Source organism: Nocardioides sp. dk884 (assembly GCF_009557055.1).
GTDB lineage: Bacteria > Actinomycetota > Actinomycetes > Propionibacteriales > Nocardioidaceae > Nocardioides.
Map to the genome: position 1 here is coordinate 2,443,674 of NZ_CP045649.1, position 20,948 is coordinate 2,464,621.

Here is a 20,948-nt window from a genome sequence, read left to right on the forward strand (position 1 = left end):
CCGCCGCCGCTGTCGTCGTCAGCCCACCAGGTGCGCGACGAGCCGGACCAGCTCGGCGGCCGGGTCGGCGGCCAGCCCGCCGTGCACCGGTCCCGGCTGGATCACCGTGCTCTTAGGGGCCTTGAGGAACCCGAAGCGCTGCCCGATCGGGTGCGCGGACGCCGCGCCGCCGCGCTCGTCGCCGGCGCACACGCCCTCGGCGAAGGCCAGCGCGTCGCAGACCTGGTCCACGTCGAGGCCGGGGAACAGCGCGCCCAGCCGCTCGGCGTCGGCGTCCCAGCGGGCGGCGAGGAAGTCCGCGGCCTGGCAGTAGAGCACGACCCCGACGTTGACGAACTCCTCGCGGTCCACGCGTGGGACGCAGCGCAGGACGACGTACTGGTAGGGCAGGCGGGCGCTCATGCGTCCACCCCCGGCAGCCAGGCACGCGTGGCGAAGCGGGCGGTGAGGAACTCGACGTACGCCGCGCGCACCGCCGCGGGGGTCTCGGCGCCGGGCACCGGATCCAGCCACGCGTCGGGGACGAGCGCCAGCGTCTCGACGAAGTCGTCGCGGCCCAGCACCGCGCTGATCCGCGCGTCGGCCTCGGCCAGCCCGCCGGCGTACGCCGCCAGCACGTGGTCGTCCATCGACCACGGCTGCGCCGCGAAGCGGGCCGGGTCGGTGACCCCGCCGCGCCAGCCGTGGTGGAAGTACAGAGAGGCGCCGTGGTCGATGACCCACAGGTCGCCGTGCCACAGCAGCAGGTTGGGGTTGCGCCAGCTGCGGTCGACGTTGGCGCAGAACGCGTCGAGCCACAGCACCGTCGCGGCGACGTCCGGGTCGGCGACCTCGCCGTCGAAGCCGAACGAGCCGGGCAGGAAGTCCACGCCGAGGTTGAGCCCCACGCTCGCCACCAGCAGGTCCTGGACCTCCTCGTCCGCCTCGTAGCGGGCCAGGCTCGCGTCCAGATCGAGCCCGACGAGCCGCGGCGTGCGCAGGCCGATGCGGCGGGCGAGCTCGGCGACGACCACCTCGGCCACCAGCACCCGCACGCCCTGGCCGGCGCCGCGGAACTTGCAGACGTAGGTGCCGAGATCCTCGGCCTCGACCACGCCCGGGAGGGAGCCGCCCTCCCGCAACGGCGTGACATAACGGGTCACGGCCACGACAGGGATCACGGCGTCACCCTACTGATCGGATCGCGGGCGGCGACCCGGCGTACGACACGCGCCGGGGTCAGTGAGACTCATCGCACAGGCAGTCGGTGTGAGCAGCGCATCAGTGGGGAAGGTAATGCCAGCGGGCCTCGGGGCCCCTCCCTCACCTCCACGAAGAACAGGACGATCCCGTGCGCATTCGCCCATTCCTCGCCGCGTTGCTGACCACCGCGCTCGTCGGCCCCACCGCCGCCGTGATCAGCACCGCCGCCCCCGCCTCCGCGGCTGAGTCGACCCGCATCGTCGGCGCCAGCTCGACCGGCCAGTGGCTGTACCCCGTCACCCGCAGCCAGGGCAAGATCCCCGCCCGCGGCGACTCTCTCGGCGTCTCGATCGAGGTCGTCACCAGCTCCGGCAGCCAGGTCTACGACGGCTCCCTGCAGGTCCAGTTCAAGGCCGCCGGCAGCTCCAAGTGGAAGACCGTCGCGAGCGCCTCCAGCGCCTACCTCTACGACACCATCAAGTACCGCCAGAACGGCACCTACCGTGCCGTCTACGGCGGCACCGGGAGCTACTCCTCGTCGAGCATCTCGAAAAAGCAGAAGGTTCAGCGCAAGGTGACCGTCCAGGGCATCAGCGGCAAGCGCGCCGGCTTCAAGGGCAAGGTCAGCCCCAAGGGCAAGGTCAAGATCGCGATCCAGAAGAAGTCCGGCAAGAAGTGGAAGGGCTTCCGCACCCAGAAGACCGACAAGAAGGGCCGCTACACGATCTACCTGCCGGCCCCGCGCAGCGGCCGGTTCAACTGGAAGATCACCTTCAGTGGCAGCAAGAAGTTCGCCAAGACGATCGTGCGTGGCTACACCTACTGATCCACAGCAGCGACCGTAGGACCTCGAACGGGTCAGGCGCTCGGCTCCGTGCCGAGCAGCCTGGCCCGTTCGGCGTCCACGTCGAAGTCGGCCGGTGGCCAGGCGAGGTCCATCTCGCGCAGCGCCGCCAGCAGGATCTGCGCCACCGCCAGGTTCCGATACCACTTGCGATCGGCCGGCACCACGAACCACGGCGCGGCCTCGGTGTTCGTGCGGCTCAGCGCGGCCTCGTAGGCGAGGCGGTACTCACCCCACCGGGCTCGGTCGTCGATGTCGTCGGGGCTGAACTTCCAGTGCTTGGCGGGGTCGTCGAGCCGCGCCAGCAGCCGGGTCAGCTGCTCGTGCGGACTGATGTGCAGCAGACACTTCACGATCGTGACGCCGCCGTCGGCGAGCTCGGCCTCGAAGGCGTTGATCGCCTCGAGGCGACGCTCGATCTCCGCCGGCTCCGCCAGGCGGCGCACCCGCGCGACGAGCACATCCTCGTAGTGGGAGCGGTCGAAGACCCCGAGGTCACCGGCCGGGGGCAGCACCTGGCGCACCCGCCACAGGAAGTCGTGCTCGAGCTCCTCCGCGGTGGGCGCCCGGAAGGACACGGTGCGCACCCCCTGGGGGTCCACCAGGCCGACGGTCTTGCGGACCGTGCCGCCCTTGCCGGAGGTGTCCATGCCCTGGAGCACCAACAGCAGCCGCCGTCGTCCGCCCACCCGGCCGTGGGCGAAGAGCCGCTCCTGCAGATCGGTGAGCTCGCGTCCGAGGTGCTCGAGCGCGGCCTGCCCGGCGGCCTTGTCCCCGTCGAAGCCCGGCGTCGTGCCGGGGTCGAAGGCCTTCAGGTCCACGGGACCGGGCGCCAGCCGGGTCGGGTGCGCGATCGCCATGGCTCGATCCTCGCGGGCGGTGTCAACCCCCGCCGCCCTGGCCGAGGTCGGGCCGCGGGCCTGCTGTCAGTGGGCGAGGCCGCCGCGGCGGTCGACGAGCGGCGGCTCGCTCGACCAGGGGAAGTTGATCCACTTCTCGGTGCGGCGCCAGGCGTAGTCGGGCTTCACGACCGACCACGGCTTCTCGTAGATGACCGCGGTGCGGGCCTCGGCGACGTGGTCGCCGCAGAACTCGCGCACCACCTGGAGGGTGCGTCCGCTGTCGGCGACGTCGTCGGCGACCAGGACCCGCAGCCCGGACAGGTCGACCGCCGCCGGGGTCGGCGGCAGCATCATCGGCACCTCGAGGCGCTGGTCGACGCCGGTGTAGAACTCCACGTTGACCGCTGACAGGTTCTTCACGTCCAGCGCGTAGCCCAGACCCATGCCGAGGCCGAGTCCCCCGCGGGCGATGGCGAGCACCAGGTCGGGCTGGTAGCCGGAGTCGACGACCTGCTGGGCCAGGTCGCGAACGGCCACGCCGAACAGCTCGTAGGTCAGGATCTCGCGCTCTTCATCGGCCACCGCAGCATTCTGCCCCCGCCCGGCGCACCGATGTCGAGAGACCCTGGCTCAGTCGAGCTCGATGTCGGGCTCGTCACGGCCCGCCTGGGCCAGCTCGTCGCGGACCACGGAGAACGCCAGGCCGGAGGAGTAGCCCTTGCGGGCCAGCATCCCGACCAGGCGCCGGGTCGCGGTCTGGTCGTCGACGCGCGACAGCGAGCGGAGCTTCTTGCGGACCAGGCGGCGGGCCGCCTCCTCCTCGTCGGCGGGGTCGATCTCGTCGAGCGCGTCGCGGGCGACCTCGTCGTCGATGCCCTTGCGGCGCAGCTCCTGGGCCAGTGCCCGGCGGGCCAGGCCCTTGCCGGGCTGCCGGCTGGCGATCCAAGCGCGCGCGAACGCCTCGTCGTCGACCAGCCCGACCTCCTCGAAGCGGTCGAGCAGCTGGGTGGCGATCTCGGGCGGTACGTCCTTGCCGGCGAGCTTGTCGGCGAGCTCCTTGCGGCTGCGCGCCTGACCGGTCAGCTGGTCGAGCAGGATCTTGCGCGCGACGGCCTCCGGGTCGGCGGGCGGTCCGAGGGCGGCGACGTCATCGGGGGGCGGCGCCTGGCGCGTACGCCGGCCCCGGCCTCCCGTCGTACGACGGGTGCCGCGCGCGCCACCCCGGCGACCGGCAGGGCGCTCCTCTGCGCCGGTGTCGCCAGGGTCGCCGGCCGGTGCCGACGGCGGAGCGGACGCACGCTGGGTCCATGCGTCCACACCCGCCGAGACGTCACCGAGCCACGACGGCGGTGGCCGGTCCTCCCTCACGTGGGGCTCCCTCAGAAGTCGTCGACGCCGACCGGCTCGGCCGCCACGGGCGCCTCGGCCTCGACGCTCGGGATGACGCCGAGCTTCTCGAGGATGCGCTTCTCGAGCTCGTTGGCCAGGTCGGGGTTGTCCTGGAGGAACTTGCGGGAGTTCTCCTTGCCCTGGCCGAGCTGGTCGCCGTCGTAGGTGTACCAGGCGCCGGCCTTGCGGACCAGGCCCGCCTCGACACCGACGTCGATCAGGCCGCCCTCGCGGCTGATGCCCTTGCCGTACATGATGTCGAACTCGGCCTGCTTGAACGGCGGGGCGACCTTGTTCTTGACCACCTTGACGCGGGTGCGGTTGCCGACCATGTCGGTGCCGTTCTTCAGCGTCTCGATGCGGCGCACGTCGAGGCGCACCGAGGAGTAGAACTTCAGCGCGCGACCACCGGTGGTGGTCTCGGGCGAGCCGAACATCACGCCGATCTTCTCGCGCAGCTGGTTGATGAAGATCGCGGTGGTGCCGGAGTTGTTGAGCGCACCGGTCATCTTGCGCAGCGCCTGCGACATCAGGCGGGCCTGCAGACCGACGTGACTGTCGCCCATCTCGCCCTCGATCTCGGCGCGCGGCACGAGCGCGGCCACCGAGTCGATGACGATGAGCGAGAGCGCACCGGAGCGGACCAGCATGTCGGCGATCTCCAGGGCCTGCTCACCGGAGTCCGGCTGGGAGACCAGCAGGGCGTCGGTGTCGACGCCGAGGGCCTTGGCGTAGTCGGGGTCGAGCGCGTGCTCGGCGTCGATGAAGGCGACGATGCCGCCCGCGGCCTGCGCACTGGCCACGGCGTGCAGGGCGACGGTGGTCTTACCTGACGACTCCGGGCCGTAGATCTCGACCACGCGCCCGCGGGGCAGGCCGCCGAGGCCGAGGGCGACGTCGAGGGCGATCGACCCGGTGGGGATCACCTCGAGCGGCGCACGCGTCTCATCGCCCAGGCGCATGACCGAGCCCTTGCCGAAGGACTTCTCGATATTGGCGAGCGCGGCATCCAGGGCCTTCTCGCGGTCTCCACCAGCCATGTCAATCCCCATCTAATTCGTCGGTGTGTCAGGTACGTCTTCGACGCTAGAGCGAGCCACCGACAAAGCCTGATCAGCTCGTCGCGACTGTGGACGACCTCGCCCGGCGTCGTACCTGTGCACACACCCTAGCCCGAACGTCTGTTCGAGATCGACAGGGTGGTGCGGCGTGTCGCGATCGGCCGCGGGCCGGGGTGCCTCTCAGCGCTCGCGGGCGGGCAGCTCGAGCGCCTGCCACACCGCGGCCCAGACCTGCTTGGGCGACTCGCCGGCGGCGAGCGCCTCGCTGGCCGTGCGTCCGCCGAGCTCGGCCATCACGAACTGATCGGCCCACACCCGGCAGTAGCCGGCCCCGAGGGCCTGCTCCATGCGCGCCCAGAACTCCGTGTGCCTCATGGGTTCACCGTAGAACAGCCCCCGTGCGCTCCCCCAGACCCGGGTGCGTCGGGCTCACGGCAGCAGCAGCCGGTCCAGGCGGCGGCGTACGACGAGGAGGCCGGCCAGGCCCATCACCAGCAGGTAGACGACCGAGACCACGGAGGCGGAGGTCACCGAGCCGGTGACCAGCTCGCGGCACAGCACGACCCCGCGGTAGAGCGGGGTCGCCTCGACGAGCCAGCGCGCCCACGGGTCGAGCGCGGTGATCGGGAAGAAGGTCGCGGAGAACAAGAACAGCGGCAGCTGCACCAGGGTGATCTTCTCGAAGTCCTGCCAGGAGGTGAGGTAGGTCGTGAACGCCATGCACACCGCGCTGAAGGCGAAGCCGATCAGCAGCGTGGCCGGCAGCGCCAGCAGGGCCCACCAGGAGTGCACCAGCCCCATCCCCGTCATCACGAGGAGGAACGCCGCGGAGTAGCTGGCGCCGCGCAGCTGGCCCCAGGTGATCTCACCGCGCGCGATGTCGGCGCTGGTCAGCGGCGTGGCCAGCATCTGGTCGTAGAGCTTCTGGTAGCGCAGCTTGAAGAACACGTTGAACGTCGAGTCCATCAGCGCGCCGTTCATCGCCGAGACGGCGAGCATCGCCGGCGCGACGAACTCGGCGTACGGGATCGGCTCGCCGTTGAACTCGAAGGTGTCGATCAGCTGGCCCACGCCGATGCCGATCGAGAGCAGGTAGAGGAACGGCTCGAGGAAGCCGGTGAGGTAGAGCTTCCAGGCCTTCTTGTAGGTCAGGTAGTTGCGCAGGACGAGCACCCCGACCGCCTGCACCGGCCCGAGCGGGGCGGGCTCGGGGCGCGCCCCGCCGAGCGTGCTCACGAGACCATCCGTCGTCGCAGCCCGGACACCGACCAGAACCAGCCCAGGACGCAGAGCGCCACGAGCACCAGCACGTTGACCCCCGCCAGCCACCAGGTGACGTGGTCGAGGGCGAACATCCGCGACAGGCTCACGCCCTGCCACAGCGGGGTGAGCCGGGCGACCCAGGCGCCGACGTCGCCGAGGTTGGCGACCGGGAAGAACGCGCCGGAGAACAGGAACAGCGGGAAGACGCCGAGACGGAACATCACCCCGAAGCCCTCCTCGCTGCGCAGCCGCGCGCTCACGCCGTAGACGAGGGTCGCGAAGCACATGCCGACCAGCACCTGGGCGAGGAACGCCAGGACCGCGCCCCACCAGGTGGCGAACACCCCGAACGGCGCCATCACGAGGTTGTAGACCGCGCACGTGACGGCCAGGCGCACCGCGACGAAGCCGAGATGGGCGGCCACCACGTGGTGGACCTGCAGCGGGGTGGCGAGCATCGAGTCGTAGACCTTCTGCCACTTGATCATGCCCATCACCGGGTAGGTGGTCTCGCTGACCGCCGTCTGCATGGCGTGGGCGGCGATCAGGCCGGGGACCACGAAGGCGAGGTAGGAGTCCGCGCCCTCGAGGGTGTCGGGGTCGCCCTCGATGAAGCCGCCGAGCACGACGCCCATCGCCACGACGTAGAGGAGCGGGGAGAGGAAGGAGGAGACCACCGAGCCCTTCCAGGTGCGCCGGACCACGACCAGCCAGTAGTCCACCTGCCGACGGACGCCCTCGCCGAGGGTGAGGTCACCGCCGCTCATCAGTCCACCAGGGTGCGGCCGGTGAGGCGCAGGAACACGTCCTCGAGGCTGGAGCGACGGACCAGGGTGGCCACCGGGCGCAGGCCGCGCTCGTGGACCTTGGCGACGACCTCCTCGCCGTCGTCGCTGTAGACCAGCAGCCGGTCGGGAAGCACCTCGACCCGCTCGCCCAGGTCGGCGACCTTCTCGGCCAGCGCGTCGTGGGTCTGGCCCGCGTCGGCGACGCCGAAGCGCAGCTCGGCGACCTCGCGGCTGGAGTAGGTGCGGATCAGCGCCAGCGGGGAGTCCTGGGCCACGATCACCCCCTTGTCCATCACCACCAGCCGGTCGCAGAGCTGCTCGGCCTCGTCCATGTAGTGCGTGGTGATCACCAGCGTCACCCCCGCCTGCTTGAGCCGGAACAGCCGGTCCCACAGCACGTGGCGTGCCTGCGGGTCCAGGCCGGTGGTCGGCTCGTCGAGCAGCAGCAGGTCGGGGCTGTTCACCAGTGAGCGGGCGATCGTCAGGCGCCGCTTCATGCCGCCGGACAGGTCGTCGACCAGGGCATCGGCCTTGTCGGTGAGCTGCACGAACTCGAGCAGCTCCTCGACCCGCTCGCGCACCTCGGCCTTGGGCAGCCCGAAGTAGCGGCCGTAGATGTAGAGGTTCTCGCGCACGTTGAGCTCGGTGTCGAGCGTGTCCTCCTGGGGGCAGACCCCGAGCCGCGCGCGGATCGCCGGGCCATGGGTGGCGGGGTCGAGGCCGAGGATGCGCAGCTCTCCCCCGCTCACCGGGGACACCGCGGCGATCATCCGCATCGTGGAGGACTTCCCGGCGCCGTTCGGCCCGAGGAAGCCGAACGCCTCGCCCCGGCGCACGTCGACGTCCACGCCGCGCACCGCCTCGAAGTCGCCGAAGGACTTGCGCAGGCCCCGGGCACGGATCATCACGTCGGTCTCGGACACGGGGAGCACTGTAGGCGTGACCTCCCCCACATGTGGCTCCGCCCGACCCGACCCGGCCCCGCTGCGGGCCGGGACCGCCACAATGCGAGCGATGACTCCGACCGCGCTCGCCCTCGCGCTCACTGCCGCGCTCGTGCACGCGGTCTGGAACCAGGTGCTGGCCGGGTCCGCCAACCCCGCCGCCCGCTCGGCCGTCGGGATGATCGTGGCGTGCCTCGTGGCGGCTCCGCTCGCGCTGGTCGGGCTGCGCTGGGAGGCCGAGGTGTGGCCGCTGGCCGCTGCATCGGTGGTGTGCGAGCTGGCCTACTTCGTCGCGCTGTCCGCGGCGTACCGGGTGGCGCCGCTGGGGGTCGTCTACCCGGTCGCCCGGGGCAGCGCGCCGGTGCTGGTGCTGCTCATCGGCTGGGTGGTGCTCGGCCAGGCCGTCGCATGGTACGCCGCCGCGGGGGTCGCCCTCGTGGTCGTCGGCGTGCTGCTGGTGGGCGGCCCGCGCCACGGCGTGCGCGTGCGCCATCTGCTGCTGGCCGTGGCCGTGGGCGCGTGCATCGCGGCGTACACCCTGATCGACAGCCTGGCCCTGGAGCACGCCTCGCCGGTGGCGCTGCTCGTGGTGGTGCTGGGGACGACCGCGCTGGTGCAGGCGGGCGCGATCGCGACCCGCACCGGCGTCGGCCCGCTCGTGGGCGCCACGCTGCGCGGCCCCGACGCGTGGCGCACGCTGGTCGCGGGCTTCGGCATCCTCGGCGCCTACGGGCTGGTGCTGGTGGCGCTCCTGCACGCACCCGCTGCCCCGGTCGCGGCGGTGCGCGAGACCAGCGTCGTGATGGTCGTGCTGCTGCTCGCGCTCACCGGTCGCGAGCGGCTGACCACCGTCCGCCTCGGCGGCGCGATCGCGGTGGCCACCGGTGTCGCGCTCGTCGTGCTCTGAGCCCGGGCACCGCTGTCGGTGCCGTGGGAGAGGATGGCGCCATGGCAGCGACACCGACGCCCGACGGCGCCGCCTCCGAGCCCACCGGGGTGGCCGCGCTGGGGCGGTTCCGCCCGGCCACGCGCACCTGGTTCGAGGCAGCGTTCGCCGAGCCCACCCCGGTCCAGGTCGCCGCCTGGGAGGCGATCGCCGCCGGCCGCCACGCCCTGGTCGTCGCGCCCACCGGCAGCGGCAAGACCTTGAGCGCGTTCCTGTGGTCGCTGGACCGACTGCTGCACACCGAGCCGCCGGCGGAGAAGCAGCACCGCTGCCGGGTCCTCTACATCTCCCCGCTCAAGGCGCTCGCGGTCGACGTCGAGCGCAACCTGCGCGCGCCGCTCGCCGGCATCCACCACACCGCCGAGCGCCTCGGCACCCCGGTCACGCCGGTGCGGGTCGGGGTCCGCTCGGGCGACACCCCGGCCGCGGAGCGCCGCAAGCTCGTCAGCGCCCCGCCGGACATCATGATCACCACCCCGGAGTCGCTGTTCTTGATGCTGACCTCCCAGGCGCGCGAGGCGCTGCGCGGGGTGGAGACGGTGATCCTCGACGAGGTGCACGCCGTGGCCGGCACCAAGCGCGGCGCGCACCTGGCGATCAGCCTGGAGCGCCTCGACGCCCTGCTCGCCCGCCCGGCCCAACGCATCGGCCTGTCCGCGACCGTGCGCCCGCTCGAGGAGGTCGCCCGGTTCCTCGGTGGCACCGCGCCGGTGGAGATCGTCGCCCCGCCCGCGGAGAAGCAGTGGGACCTGCGCGTGGTCGTGCCGGTCGAGGACATGACCGCGCCCGAGGAGATCGACCCCGACGGCGACGGTGACCCGCAGCGCGCCCAGTCGATCTGGCCGCACGTGGAGGAACGCGTCGCCGACCTGATCGCCGAGCACCGCTCCACGATCGTCTTCGCCAACTCCCGCCGCCTCGCCGAGCGCCTCACGGCACGGCTCAACGAGATCGCCACCGCTCGGGCCACCGGGCTGTCCCCCGCCCGGGTCCCGGCCGAGGTGATGGCGCAGGCAGGTTCGTCGGTGACCGCGCTCGCGGCGCCGGCGGAGCCCGAGACGAGCAGCGTCGTGATCGCCAAGGCCCACCACGGCTCGGTGTCGAAGGAGCAGCGCGCGCTGATCGAGGACGACCTCAAGCGCGGCCGGCTACCGGCCGTCGTCGCGACCAGCAGCCTCGAGCTCGGCATCGACATGGGTGCCGTCGACCTCGTCATCCAGATCGAGTCGCCGCCCTCGGTGGCCAGCGCGCTGCAGCGGGTGGGCCGTGCCGGCCACCAGGTCGGCGAGGTCTCCCGCGGGGTGCTGTTCCCCAAGCACCGCGGCGACCTGGCCCAGACCGCTGTCGCCGTGGAGCGCATGCGCACCGGTGCCATCGAGTCCCTGCGGGTGCCCGCCAACCCTCTCGACGTGCTGGCCCAGCAGGTCGTGGCCGCCACCGCGCTCGAGCCCTGGTCCGCCGACGACCTCTACGACCTGGTGCGGCGCAGCGCGCCGTTCACCCGGCTGCCGCGCTCGGCGTACGACGCGGTGCTCGACCTGCTCGCGGGGCGCTACCCCTCCGACGAGTTCGCCGAGCTGCGCCCGCGCATCGTCTGGGACCGGGTCACCGGCGCCCTCACCGGGCGCCCGGGCGCCCAGCGGCTCGCGGTCACCAGCGGCGGCACGATCCCCGACCGCGGCCTGTTCGGCGTGTTCCTGCTCGGCGGCGAGGGCCCGGGCCGGCGCGTCGGCGAGCTCGACGAGGAGATGGTCTATGAGTCCCGGGTCGGCGACGTCTTCGCCCTCGGCGCCACCAGCTGGCGCATCGAGGACATCACCCACGACCGGGTGCTGGTCACCCCGGCGCCGGGGATCCCCGGCCGGCTGCCGTTCTGGAAGGGCGACACGCTCGGCCGCCCCGCCGAGCTCGGCGCCGCCATCGGCGCGTTCACCCGCGAGCTGGGCTCCGAGCTCCCCGAGACCGCCCGGGCACGCGCCCGGGCCCAGGGCATGGACGAGTGGGCCGCCGACAACCTGGTGACCTACCTGCACGAACAGCTCGAGGCCACCGACGCCCTGCCCAGCGACCGCACCCTGCTGGTGGAGCGCTTCCGCGACGAGCTCGGCGACTGGCGCCTGGTCATCCACTCCCCGTACGGCACCCCGGTGCACGCGCCGTGGGCGCTGGCGATCAACGCCCGGCTGCGCGAGCGCTACGGCACCGACGGGCAGGCGGTCGCCTCCGACGACGGCATCGTGATCCGCATCCCCGACACCGACGCGGAGCCGCCCGGTGGCGAGATCGTCGTCTTCGACCCCGGCGAGATCGAGGACCTGGTCACCACCGAGGTCGGCGGCTCCGCGCTGTTCGCCGCGCGGTTCCGCGAGTGCGCGGCCCGGGCCCTGCTGCTGCCCCGGCGCGATCCCGGCCGGCGCTCGCCGCTGTGGCAGCAGCGCCAGCGCGCCGCGTCCCTGCTCGAGGTCGCGGTCAAGTACCCCTCGTTCCCCATCGTCCTCGAGGCCGTGCGCGAGTGCCTCCAAGACGTCTACGACCTGCCCTCGCTGGTGGGCCTGATGCGCAGCGTCGAGCGCCGCGAGACCCAGGTCGTCGACGTGGCGACCCACGCCCCCTCGCCGTTCGCCCGCACGCTGCTGTTCGGCTACGTCGCGCAGTTCATGTACGAGGGCGACTCCCCCATCGCCGAGCGCCGCGCGGCCGCGCTCTCCCTCGACCAGGGCCTGCTCGCCGAGCTGCTCGGCCGCGCCGAGCTGCGCGAGCTGCTCGACCCCGACGTCCTCGCCGAGGTCGAGGCCGAGCTCCAGCGCCTCGCGCCCGACCGCCGCGCCCGCGACGCCGAGGGCCTCGTGGACCTGCTGCGCGGCCTGGGCCCGCTCACCAGCGCCGAGGCTGCCGCCCGCTGCGTCGAGGGCGCCGATGTCGAGGCGTGGCTGGCGGCTCTGGCGTCGGCACGCCGGGTCGTGGCGGTCCGGGTGGCGGGCGAGGAGCGCTGGAGCGTCATCGAGGACGTCGCGCGCCTGCGCGACGGCCTCGGGGTCCCGGTGCCTCCGGGCACCCCCGACGCGTTCACCGACCCCGTCGACGACCCGCTCGCCGACCTGGTCTCACGCCACGCCCGCACCCACGGCCCGTTCACCACCGAGCAGGTCGCGGCCCGGCTCGGCCTGGGCCCGGCGGTCGTGCGCCACACCCTCCAACGCCTCGCCGCCCAGGGCCGGGTGCTCGACGGGGAGTTCCGGCCCGCAGGCTCCGGGCAGGAGTGGTGCGACGCCGAGGTGCTGCGCCGCCTGCGCCGGCGCTCGCTGGCCCGGCTGCGCCAGGAGGTGGAGCCGGTCGAGCCGGCCGCGCTCGCCCGGTTCCTGCCCGCCTGGCAGCACGTCAGCGCCGCCGGCACCGGTCGCGGCGGCCTGCGCGGCGTGGACGGGGTGCTGGCGGTGCTCGACCAGCTCGCCGGGTGCGCGGTTCCGGCCAGCGCCCTGGAGCCGCTCGTGCTCGCCTCCCGGGTGCGTGACTACGAGCCCGCCTTCCTCGACGAGCTCACCGCCTCCGGCGAGGTGGTGTGGGCCGGGCACGGCGCGCTGCCCGGCTCCGACGGCTGGGTCTCCCTCCACCTCGCCGACCGGGCCCACCTCACGCTGCCCGACCCCACGCCGTTCGAGCACGCCGAGCTGCACCAGGCGGTGCTGGACGCGCTCGCTCCCGGTGGCGCCTGGTTCTTCCGCCAGCTCGCCGATGCCGTCGGCTCCACCGACGACACCGCGCTCAGCGCGGCCCTGTGGGACCTGGTCTGGGCCGGACGGATCAGCAACGACACGCTGACCCCGCTGCGCGCGCTGGTCCGCGGCGGCACCCCCGCCCACCGCACCCGCCGCCCGCCGCCGCGGCTGCGGATGTCCAGCACCACCGGCGGCCGCGCCCGGATGCCCAGCCGCACCGGTCCCCCGCAGACCGCCGGGCGGTGGGCGCTGCTGCCCGAGCTCGACGACGACCCGACCCGCCGCGCCCACGCCGCCGCCGAGGGGCTGCTCGAGCGGCACGGCGTGGTGATCCGCGGCGCCGTGGTCGCCGAGCGGCTGCCAGGCGGGTTCGCGGCGGTCTACAAGGTGCTCTCGGCGTTCGAGGACTCCGGGCGCTGTCGTCGCGGCTACTTCGTCGAGGGCCTGGGGGCTGCCCAGTTCGGCACCGCCGGTGCCGTCGACCGGCTGCGCACGTTCGCCGCGCCCGAGGAGGGCACCGCACCGGCGGCCCGCACCGCTCTCGCGCTGGCGGCCACCGACCCCGCCAACCCGTACGGCGCGGCGCTGGGCTGGCCCGACGCCCCGGAGTCCGCGACCGAGCGCGGCCACCGGCCGGGGCGCAAGGCCGGTGCACTCGTGGTCAGCGTCGAGGGGCGCCTGGTGCTCTACGTCGAGCGCGGCGGCCGCACCCTGCTGACCTGGAGCGACGACCCCGACGACCTCGGCCCGGCAGCGCAGGCGCTGGCCGCAGCTGCCCAGCGCGGCGCGCTCGGGCGTCTCACGGTCGAGAAGGCCGACGGCGCCCAGCTGCTCGGCTCGGGGCCCACCCCGCTGCGCGAGGCGCTCCAGGCTGCCGGGTTCGTCGCCACCCCGCGCGGGCTGCGGCTGGACCAGCGAGTCGGAGGTCGCTGAGGTGCCCGAGGGCGACACCGTGTACCGCGCCGCACGACTGCTGGACCGCTCGCTGAGCGGGCAGCTGCTGACCGCGAGCGACCTGCGGGTGCCGCGGCACGCGACCGCTGACCTGGCCGGCGCCGAGGTGCTCGGCACCGTCTCCCGGGGCAAGCACCTGCTCACCCGGGTCAGCGGCCCGGGGCCCGGCGAGCGGTGGACCCTGCACACCCACCTGAAGATGGAAGGCACCTGGCGGGTCTACTCCCCCGGTCAGCCGTGGCGCCGCCCCGCCCACCAGGCGCGGGTGGTGCTGCGCACCGCGCGCACCGTGGCGGTGGGGTTCTCCCTGGGTGTGGTCGACCTGCTGGAGACCGCTCGCGAGCACGAGGTCGTCGGGCACCTCGGGCCCGATCTGCTCGGCCCGGACTGGGACGAGGACGAGGCGCTGCGCCGGCTCACCGCAGACCCTGACCAGCCGCTGGTGACCGCGCTGCTCGACCAGCGCAACCTCGCCGGCATCGGCAACATGTACGCCGCCGAGCTCTGCTTCGTCTCCGGGGTGCACCCGAGCACGCCGGTGGGCGAGGTCGGGCCGCTGCCGCGCCTGGTGCGCCGGGCGCGCCAGATGCTCGACCTCAACAAGGAGCGGGCTGTGCAGTCGACCACCGGCCGCCTCGCCGAGCGCGAGCGGATGTGGGTCTATCGCCGCGACCGCTCACCGTGTCGCCGGTGCTCGACCCCGATCCGGGTGGCCATGACCGGGCCGCCGGGGCGCGAGCGCGCGACGTACTGGTGCCCGCGGTGCCAGCCGGAGCCCGGGCTCGGCTGAGACCAGCGCCCCGCCAGCCTCAGGCGGCGGAGGCGACGACGTCGCCGTGGGGGGCGACGCGGGTGGGTGCGACAGGGATGCGGGTCGCGGCCACCGCGGCCTCCTCGAGCGCCACGGCGTCGGAGACCTCGCGCAGCACCGCGGAGAGCGGCACCTCCAGCGCCGTGCACAGGGAGGCCAGCAGCTCAGAAGACGCCTCCTTCTGGCCGCGCTCGATCTCGGAGATGTAGCCGAGACTCACCCGGGCCTCGGCCGAGACCTCGCGCAGGGTCATCCCACGCTGCATCCGCTGGTCGCGGAGCACGTCGCCGAGGAGCCGTCGAAACAGCACCATGTGGGATCCCCTTTCCGTTGCTGTGTGGCCCAACGCTACCCGAGCCCCTCTTCTTCCCTGGCGAGGATGTCAGCCAGCGCCGACAGTGCCTCGTCACAGGTGCGGGAGGTGACCTCGCCCCGGTCGCCGGGAAGCTCGAGCGCGATGGCCTCCACGACCCCGGGACCGGCGACGCCGACGAAGACCGTGCCCGGCGCCTTGCCCTCCTGCTCGCTCGGGCCCGCGACGCCCGTCGTCGACACGCCGTACGACGCGCCGGTGAGCGCCTTGATGCCCGACGCCATGGCGCGGGCGCACTCGGCCGAGACCACGCCGTGCTCCTGCACGATCTGGTCGTCGACGTCGAGCAGCGACTGCTTGAGCGCGGTGGCGTAGGTGACCACGCCTCCCAGGAAGGTCTCCGAGGCCCCGGGGGTCTCGGTGAACCGGACGGCGAGCTGGCCACCGGTCAGGGACTCGGCGGTGGCGACGGTCTGCCCGCCCGCGCGCAGCGACAGGTGGACCTTCTGCGAGAGAGTGATCTGATCCCGAGCCATGCCCCGCATCGTAGGCAGGCGACCCCACCCGCCCGGGGGCCGGCCCACGGGATGCTCCCGTGAGCCGGCCCCCGGCACTGGTCTGGTCCGGCTCAGCCGCGCGCGCCCGGCGAGCGCGGCGCGGGGCGGACCTTCACCGTGTGCACGGCCCAGGCGGCGCGGACCCGCTCGTTGCCGGAGTAGCGGACGACGACCCGCACGTTGCCGCGCACGAGGCGGCCGAGCCGGGCGGTGGCGACGCCGTCGCGGTTCACCTTCGCCGAGACCGTGCGGCCCAGGACGCGCACCGCGATCCGGCCCTGCGGCGACACCTGGCCGGCGCGCACCCGCACCTGCAGCCGCACCACCGAGCGTCCGGCGACCGGCGTGCGCGGGGTGTGGGCGAGGCTCAGCCGCGGCGTCACCTTCGGCGCCCGGTTGGCCACCAGGTCCAGACCCACGACCACCGGGTCGTGGTCGGAGGAGCGGTACGGCGTGGGCTCGTGGAAGTCGGTCCCGTGGATGTTGAACCGGCTGTACTCGAACGCGATCGACTCCGGCGCGTTGATGTTCCACACGTCGACGCCGGTGTGCCTCGCCAGCGCCGCGTCGTTGGCGAGCACGTGGTCCAGCGAGCCGACCTGGCCGGAGAAGGAGTAGGAGTACTCCTCGTTGCCCGACGCGGTCTCGAGGTTGGTCCAGCCCGCGTCGTACAGCACCTGGAGCGGGTCCTCCTGGGCGTAGGAGTTGAAGTCGCCGAGCAGCAGCGTGGCCTCGACGCCCTCGTCGGCCTGCACAGTCGGCACCCAGGCGGCCAGCGCCTCGGCCTGGGCGATGCGGTCCGGGTTGGCCGCGCCCTGCCCGGTGCCGTCGTCGACCCCCGAGCCCTTGGACTTGAAGTGGTTCACGACGACCAGCACCGGCGTGCCGCCGGCACGCGGGCGGAAGGCCTGGGCCAGCGGCTCCCGGGCGTTGCCGAACGCCTCGTCCTCACCGCTGAGCTCGCCGAGCGCCCGCGAGGCGCCGACCCGGCGCACGGTGTCGGTGCGGTAGATGACGGCGTTGGTGATCACGTCCTGCTCCGCGGGCGCGGGCAGGTCGACCGACGAGGGGTTCGCCGCCCAGACGTCCTCGCCGAGCGCGCCGTTGAGCGCCGCCACCAGGGTGCGGGTCGCCTCGTCGGGCTCCTCCCCCAGCACCGCGGAGTTCTCGATCTCCATCAGCCCGACGACGTCGGCGTCGAGGGCGTTGATCGCCGCGACGATCTTCTCCTGCTGACGGGCCAGGTCGGCGGGGTCCCAGGCGCCGCGCTGCGCACAGCCGCCGCTGACGTTGTTGCCGTCGCCGTCACGGTCCAGGTAGGCCTGGCACGGCGGGGTGCCGTCGCCGACGTTGTCGTCGTCGGCGTCCCCGAGCGTGGTGAAGTAGTTCAGCACGTTGAACGCCGCGACCTTGATGTCCGGCCTGCCGTCCGCGGCGAGCAGGCGCTCGTCCGGGGCTGGGGTGCGGGTGTTCTCGAAGGTCGCCGGCGACCCGGTGACCCCCGGTCCGACCGGGGCGGTCGGCTGGAAGCGGTACGTCGGGGCGGACGGCGAGCCGCCCTCGGTCAGGATCACCGGGGCGACGAAGGCCGTCGCCGCGCCGACCCGCACCGGCTCCTGCTTCGAGACGTACGCCGGGCTGAGCGCCGGCGAACTCGTGTAGTCCACCGACGAGGCGTCGTCGAGGACGATCGCGCGGGCCGCGTTGTCTGCGACCACCGCCGCGATCGCCGCGGTGTCCTGGGCGTCCGCGACCTGGGTCGGCTGGATCAGCGGGGTGGTGCCGCGGGCCAGGCCGACCTCGCCGTAGCGGTTGGTGGAGTAGGTGTCGGAGACGGTGAAGCGGCCCTCGGGCAGCACGAGCATCCCCTCGAGCGCCTCCTTGGCCGCCGCCGACGCCGGCCACTCGCCGGTGACCGGGGCGAGCTCCGCGCCCCGGCCGGTGACGGTCACGTCGGTGGCCGCGTCGGCGATGCGGACCTGGGTCGCCCCGGCGTACTCCTCCACGGTGCCGGTGACCTCGACGCGGTCACCCGGTCGCACCTCGACCGTGCGCGCGCCGCGGGGGTAGTAGACGAAGACGCCCTGCGAGGCCGTGCGCGGCGCGCTCTGGGCGCCCCCGCTGCCCGTCTCCTGGACGAAGAACCCGAACAGCCCCGAGGGGTACGCCGCGGTGACCACGCCGCTGGTGATGACCCGGCGCCCGGCGACCGGGGAGGTCGCGCCCGCGCCCTGGATCGCCGAGATCGCCAGCGCCTCGGGCTCCGGCTCCGGCTCGGGGTCCGGCGTGCCGCCGCTGCCCTCCGGAGTGGGGGCGGCGGGCGCGAAGTCGGCGGCGTTGTCGTCGGTGTCGGCGCCGGTGCGGGTCGCCGACGTGGTGTTGGAGACCACCGGCGCCGCGGCGGTCTCGAAGGTCGTGCTGTCCACGCCCAGCAGGTCGATCACCCCGGGCGTGCCGGCGGCGTCGCCGACGGGCGGGGTGAGCGCCGTGGTGCCCTCGGCCAGCCAGACCGTGAAGCGGGTGCCGCTCATCGCGACCGATCCGGTGGCGTCCGGGGTGGGCAGCGGTTGGGTGCCGGCGCTGCCGGCGGCCTGCTGCACCAGGTAGCGCCCGCCGGGAGCGACGGTGCCGCTCAGGGCGGTGACCCCGGTGGCGGCGGCGGTCGAGGAGCTGCTGCGGTACTGCACCGAGAGCCCGTCGACGGAGATCGGCCCGTCGGTGGGGTTGTGCAGCTCGACGAAGTCGTGGGTGTAGGTGGCGCCGGCGTTGCCGCCGCCGCCGTACGCCTCGCTGATCACGAGACCGGTGGAGGGAGCGGCGTGTGCGGGGCTGACGGCGTAGGTCGCGAGGCCGGAGACGGCGACCGCGAGGGCGGCGCCCACGGCGACCACGCGGCGGGGGCCGCGTCGTGCCCGGGGCGGACGAGCTGGGGTCATGACAGACCTTCCAAGGGGGGTGGGGGGAGATGTGCGCCGTCGAGGAGCCCGCCACACCGGCAGGCTCCTCGACGACGCGGGGGGGATCAGCGGCGGCGCGCGACCTGGACCTTGATGGCCCGGACGGCCCGCTTGGTCAGCTCGTCGCCGGTGTAGATCGCCTTGACCTGGCGGGCGCCGGCGTGCTGGAACGGCGCGATGCGGACCCGGCCCTGGCCGCGGGCGTTGAGGCGCACGGAGTAGGCCTGGCCGCCGGCGAGGACCTTGACGGCCCCGGTGACCGCGTCGTCGGCCGAGACCTTCACGGTGACCAGCACGCGGGTGCGGGTCGCGAGGGCCTTGCGAGGCGTCGCGGCGACGGTGAGCCGGGCGACCGACTTGGGTGCCCGCACGATCGGGATCTCGATCGTCGTGCCGCTGGGCTGGGCGAGGAGGGTCAGCGTGCCTCCGGCGGCACGCGCCGGGAGGTCCAGCGGGACCCGTGCGGCGCCGGCGACGACCGGGACCTCACCGACCTCGACCGTCTCGGTCCCGTCGGTCCAGCTCACGCGGAGCGTGGTGTTGGCCGGGCTGCCGAGCGAGGTGAGGTCGAGCATCGAGACCTCCAGGGCGCCCGGTCGGCCGGCGGCCGCGGTGCCGTTGCCCGTCACGACGACCTGCTGGCGGGCGAAGTCGGGCGCGATCGGCGACTGCTCGGCGAGGTAGTCGCGCCACAGCTCGGCGTCGAGGAGCCCGGTGTCGGTCATCCGGCCCTCGGCGAAGGCCCGGAAGTTGTCGCCCCCGGCGGCGAGGAACGACAGCGTCGAGACGGTGTACGTCGCGGCCGGGTCGACGAGCTCGCCGTCGATGCGGATCGAGGTGACCCGGTCGCCCTCCGCACGGGTCGGGTCGGTGGTCACCCGGACGTTCTCGGAGAGCCCGAGCTGGAGGTAGGGACGCGAGGGGACCTCGCCCTTGTCGTCGCGCTGCCACTGCTGCTCGAGCACCTCGTCGAGCTGCGCGCCGGTCAGGTCGACGGTGGCGACGGTGTTGCTGAACGGCAGCACCGCGTTGGCCTCCGCGAAGGTCACCACGCCGTCGGTGTTGGCCGGGTTGCCGGCGGTGCTGCCGGCGAAGAGCAGGTCGGCACGCAGGCCGCCGGGGTTGGTGATGCCCAGGTCGACCTCGGTGACCTCCGACATCCCCTCCCACAGGGCGTTGGCGACCAGGCCGCCGAGGGTGGATTCCGCCGCCCGGTCGTCGCGACCGGTGGTCGGTTCGGGGCCGGGACCGACGTAGCGGCCTTCGATGTATGAGCCACCCGAGAACGCCGTGGTGATGTCACCGGTGATCGTGGCGACCGGCTCGTTGCCGATCGCGGCCGCCGCCGCCAGCGCAGCGTCGACGATCCGCTTCACCTCGGCCACGCGCGGCAGGGTCAGGTCCTCCGCCTCCACCCGGTCGACGTTCGCGACCGTGGCCGCGCTCACCTCGCCGGTCTCGGGGTCCACGGTCAGCTCGATGTGCCCGACGTGCTCGCCGTAGGAGCCGGTCTGCACGACCGGCCGGGTGCGCTCGGTGCCCGGGACGGGTGCCTCCCAGGCGTACTCCTTGTGAGTGTGCCCGGTGAAGATCGCGTCGACCTCCGGGCTGGTGTCCTCCACGATCGCGGCGAAGACGCCGCCCGCAGCGACCTCCTCCTCCAGCGTGGCGCCGTCGGGGGTGCCCGCTCCGGCGCCCTCGTGGTACTCCGCCACGATCACGTCGGCCTCGCCGTTGGCCTCGTCGCCGTCGCTCAGCTCCCCCGCCACCCGGTTGACCGCCTCCACCGGGTCGCCGAAGTCGAGCCCGGCGGTGCCGGTCGGCGTGACCAGGCTCGGGGTCTCCTCGGTCACGACGCCGATCACGCCGACGCTGACGCCGGCGACCTCGAACTCGTCGTACTCCTGCAGGGCGGGGGTCTGCGTGCCCTTCTCATAGACGTTGGCCCCGAGATAGCTGAACTCTGCCGCCTCGGCGACCCGGCCGGTGAGGTCGGCGAAGCCACGGTCGAACTCGTGGTTGCCGACCGCGGAGGTCGCCAGCCCGAGGGCGTTCAGCACCTCGATCGTGGGCTGGTCCTGGGCCAGGCTGGAGGCGAACAGCGAGGCGCCGATGTTGTCGCCGGCGGAGAGCAGGAGCGTGTTGTCCTCCCCCGCCTCGGCGCGCAGCTGCTCCACGGTGGTCGCGAACTTGGTGGTGTTGGCGTCGATGCGGCCGTGGAAGTCGTTGATGTTGAGCAGGGTGATCTCGACCGGGTCCGCGGCGTGGGCCGCGGGGACCACGAGGGCGAGGGACGAGGCCGAGACGGCGAGTACGGAGAGCGTCCCGAGGCAGCGGCGTGCGCTCCGGAACCGTGCGGATGAGGCCACGATGAACCTTTC

General features: G+C 73.5%; 18 protein-coding genes. 4 read left to right on the plus strand and 14 right to left on the minus strand.

The genetic code is table 11. From position 1 onward, the window contains the following. Positions 1 to 18 precede the first annotated feature (18 nt). Both GFH29_RS11855 and GFH29_RS11860 read right to left on the minus strand, forming a co-directional pair. Positions 19 to 402: a DUF3037 domain-containing protein gene (locus GFH29_RS11855; RefSeq protein ID WP_153323873.1), complete on the minus strand. Its 384-nt coding sequence runs from the start codon at positions 400 to 402 to the stop codon at positions 19 to 21. After that, positions 399 to 1,160 (minus strand): HipA family kinase, encoded by a 762-nt coding sequence (locus GFH29_RS11860; protein WP_153323875.1) that lies wholly within the window; start codon positions 1,158 to 1,160, stop codon positions 399 to 401. The genes GFH29_RS11855 and GFH29_RS11860 overlap by 4 nt, the downstream gene beginning before the upstream one ends. 170 nt (positions 1,161 to 1,330) lie before the next feature. Here GFH29_RS11860 and GFH29_RS11865 point away from each other — a divergent pair, with 170 nt between their 5' ends. Then, a complete protein-coding gene (locus GFH29_RS11865) occupies positions 1,331 to 2,008 on the plus strand; it encodes a hypothetical protein (protein ID WP_153323877.1) in 678 nt (225 codons plus the stop codon). A gap of 32 nt (positions 2,009 to 2,040) precedes the next feature. Here the strand turns inward: GFH29_RS11865 and GFH29_RS11870 are convergent, their stop codons facing one another. The 8 genes from GFH29_RS11870 to GFH29_RS11905 all read right to left on the minus strand — a co-directional run bounded on the left by GFH29_RS11870 (position 2,041) and on the right by GFH29_RS11905 (position 8,274). Further along, a complete protein-coding gene (locus GFH29_RS11870) occupies positions 2,041 to 2,886 on the minus strand; it encodes a PPK2 family polyphosphate kinase (RefSeq protein WP_153323879.1) in 846 nt (281 codons plus the stop codon). A 66-nt stretch (positions 2,887 to 2,952) separates the two neighbouring features. Beyond that, positions 2,953 to 3,450, minus strand: coding sequence for a phosphoribosyltransferase (locus GFH29_RS11875; RefSeq protein ID WP_153323881.1), 498 nt, complete (start codon positions 3,448 to 3,450; stop codon positions 2,953 to 2,955). A gap of 48 nt (positions 3,451 to 3,498) precedes the next feature. Beyond that, positions 3,499 to 4,236: a regulatory protein RecX gene (locus GFH29_RS11880; RefSeq protein WP_153323883.1), complete on the minus strand. Its 738-nt coding sequence runs from the start codon at positions 4,234 to 4,236 to the stop codon at positions 3,499 to 3,501. Positions 4,237 to 4,247: 11 nt separating this feature from the next. Then, positions 4,248 to 5,309, minus strand: coding sequence for a recombinase RecA (gene recA, locus GFH29_RS11885; protein WP_416224783.1), 1,062 nt, complete (start codon positions 5,307 to 5,309; stop codon positions 4,248 to 4,250). A 189-nt stretch (positions 5,310 to 5,498) separates the two neighbouring features. Further along, entirely contained in the window at positions 5,499 to 5,693 is a 195-nt protein-coding gene (locus GFH29_RS11890; RefSeq protein ID WP_153323887.1) for a DUF3046 domain-containing protein, read from the minus strand. A 54-nt stretch (positions 5,694 to 5,747) separates the two neighbouring features. Then, entirely contained in the window at positions 5,748 to 6,554 is an 807-nt protein-coding gene (locus GFH29_RS11895; RefSeq protein WP_228387451.1) for an ABC transporter permease, read from the minus strand. After that, positions 6,551 to 7,348, minus strand: a complete 798-nt coding sequence (locus GFH29_RS11900) for an ABC transporter permease (protein WP_153323889.1) — start codon at positions 7,346 to 7,348, stop codon at positions 6,551 to 6,553. The genes GFH29_RS11895 and GFH29_RS11900 overlap by 4 nt, the downstream gene beginning before the upstream one ends. After that, on the minus strand, positions 7,348 to 8,274 hold the full coding sequence (locus tag GFH29_RS11905; RefSeq protein ID WP_153325763.1) for an ABC transporter ATP-binding protein: 927 nt from the start codon (positions 8,272 to 8,274) through the stop codon (positions 7,348 to 7,350). The genes GFH29_RS11900 and GFH29_RS11905 overlap by 1 nt, the downstream gene beginning before the upstream one ends. Positions 8,275 to 8,383: 109 nt before the next feature. On the opposite strand from GFH29_RS11905, the gene GFH29_RS11910 reads away from it, so the two are divergent. Genes GFH29_RS11910 through GFH29_RS11920 form a run of 3 tightly spaced genes read left to right on the plus strand, consistent with a single transcriptional unit; the run spans position 8,384 to position 14,719 of the window. After that, a complete protein-coding gene (locus GFH29_RS11910; protein ID WP_194289054.1) occupies positions 8,384 to 9,220 on the plus strand; it encodes an EamA family transporter in 837 nt (278 codons plus the stop codon). Between the two features lie 41 nt (positions 9,221 to 9,261). Further along, on the plus strand, positions 9,262 to 13,908 hold the full coding sequence (locus tag GFH29_RS11915; RefSeq protein WP_153323891.1) for an ATP-dependent helicase: 4,647 nt from the start codon (positions 9,262 to 9,264) through the stop codon (positions 13,906 to 13,908). A 1-nt stretch (position 13,909) separates the two neighbouring features. Continuing rightward, entirely contained in the window at positions 13,910 to 14,719 is an 810-nt protein-coding gene (locus GFH29_RS11920; RefSeq protein WP_153323892.1) for a DNA-formamidopyrimidine glycosylase family protein, read from the plus strand. A 19-nt stretch (positions 14,720 to 14,738) separates the two neighbouring features. Here GFH29_RS11920 and GFH29_RS11925 read toward each other — a convergent pair whose 3' ends face one another. The 4 genes from GFH29_RS11925 to GFH29_RS11940 all read right to left on the minus strand — a co-directional run bounded on the left by GFH29_RS11925 (position 14,739) and on the right by GFH29_RS11940 (position 20,936). Further along, entirely contained in the window at positions 14,739 to 15,053 is a 315-nt protein-coding gene (locus tag GFH29_RS11925) for a helix-turn-helix domain-containing protein (RefSeq protein ID WP_153323894.1), read from the minus strand. Between the two features lie 35 nt (positions 15,054 to 15,088). Continuing rightward, complete coding sequence (locus GFH29_RS11930; RefSeq protein WP_153323896.1) at positions 15,089 to 15,589, minus strand: CinA family protein; 501 nt, start codon at positions 15,587 to 15,589, stop codon at positions 15,089 to 15,091. 92 nt (positions 15,590 to 15,681) lie between these two features. Further along, a complete protein-coding gene (locus GFH29_RS11935) occupies positions 15,682 to 18,546 on the minus strand; it encodes an ExeM/NucH family extracellular endonuclease (protein WP_153323898.1) in 2,865 nt (954 codons plus the stop codon). An 86-nt stretch (positions 18,547 to 18,632) separates the two neighbouring features. Beyond that, the gene (locus tag GFH29_RS11940) at positions 18,633 to 20,936 is read right to left on the minus strand and encodes a bifunctional metallophosphatase/5'-nucleotidase (RefSeq protein ID WP_228387453.1); all 2,304 of its coding nucleotides are present in this window, start codon (positions 20,934 to 20,936) and stop codon (positions 18,633 to 18,635) included. Positions 20,937 to 20,948: the final 12 nt, after the last annotated feature.

Coding starts and splice junctions, on each gene's coding strand:
- GFH29_RS11890 (WP_153323887.1), bottom strand. CDS start 5,693: ATGAGGCACACGGAGTTCTGGGCGCGCATGGAGCAGGCCCTCGGGGCC.
- GFH29_RS11935 (WP_153323898.1), bottom strand. CDS start 18,546: ATGACCCCAGCTCGTCCGCCCCGGGCACGACGCGGCCCCCGCCGCGTG.
- GFH29_RS11925 (WP_153323894.1), bottom strand. CDS start 15,053: ATGGTGCTGTTTCGACGGCTCCTCGGCGACGTGCTCCGCGACCAGCGG.
- GFH29_RS11870 (WP_153323879.1), bottom strand. CDS start 2,886: ATGGCGATCGCGCACCCGACCCGGCTGGCGCCCGGTCCCGTGGACCTG.
- GFH29_RS11910 (WP_194289054.1), top strand. CDS start 8,384: ATGACTCCGACCGCGCTCGCCCTCGCGCTCACTGCCGCGCTCGTGCAC.
- GFH29_RS11930 (WP_153323896.1), bottom strand. CDS start 15,589: ATGGCTCGGGATCAGATCACTCTCTCGCAGAAGGTCCACCTGTCGCTG.
- recA (WP_416224783.1), bottom strand. CDS start 5,309: ATGGGGATTGACATGGCTGGTGGAGACCGCGAGAAGGCCCTGGATGCC.
- GFH29_RS11915 (WP_153323891.1), top strand. CDS start 9,262: ATGGCAGCGACACCGACGCCCGACGGCGCCGCCTCCGAGCCCACCGGG.
- GFH29_RS11855 (WP_153323873.1), bottom strand. CDS start 402: ATGAGCGCCCGCCTGCCCTACCAGTACGTCGTCCTGCGCTGCGTCCCA.
- GFH29_RS11900 (WP_153323889.1), bottom strand. CDS start 7,348: ATGAGCGGCGGTGACCTCACCCTCGGCGAGGGCGTCCGTCGGCAGGTG.
- GFH29_RS11905 (WP_153325763.1), bottom strand. CDS start 8,274: ATGATCCGTGCCCGGGGCCTGCGCAAGTCCTTCGGCGACTTCGAGGCG.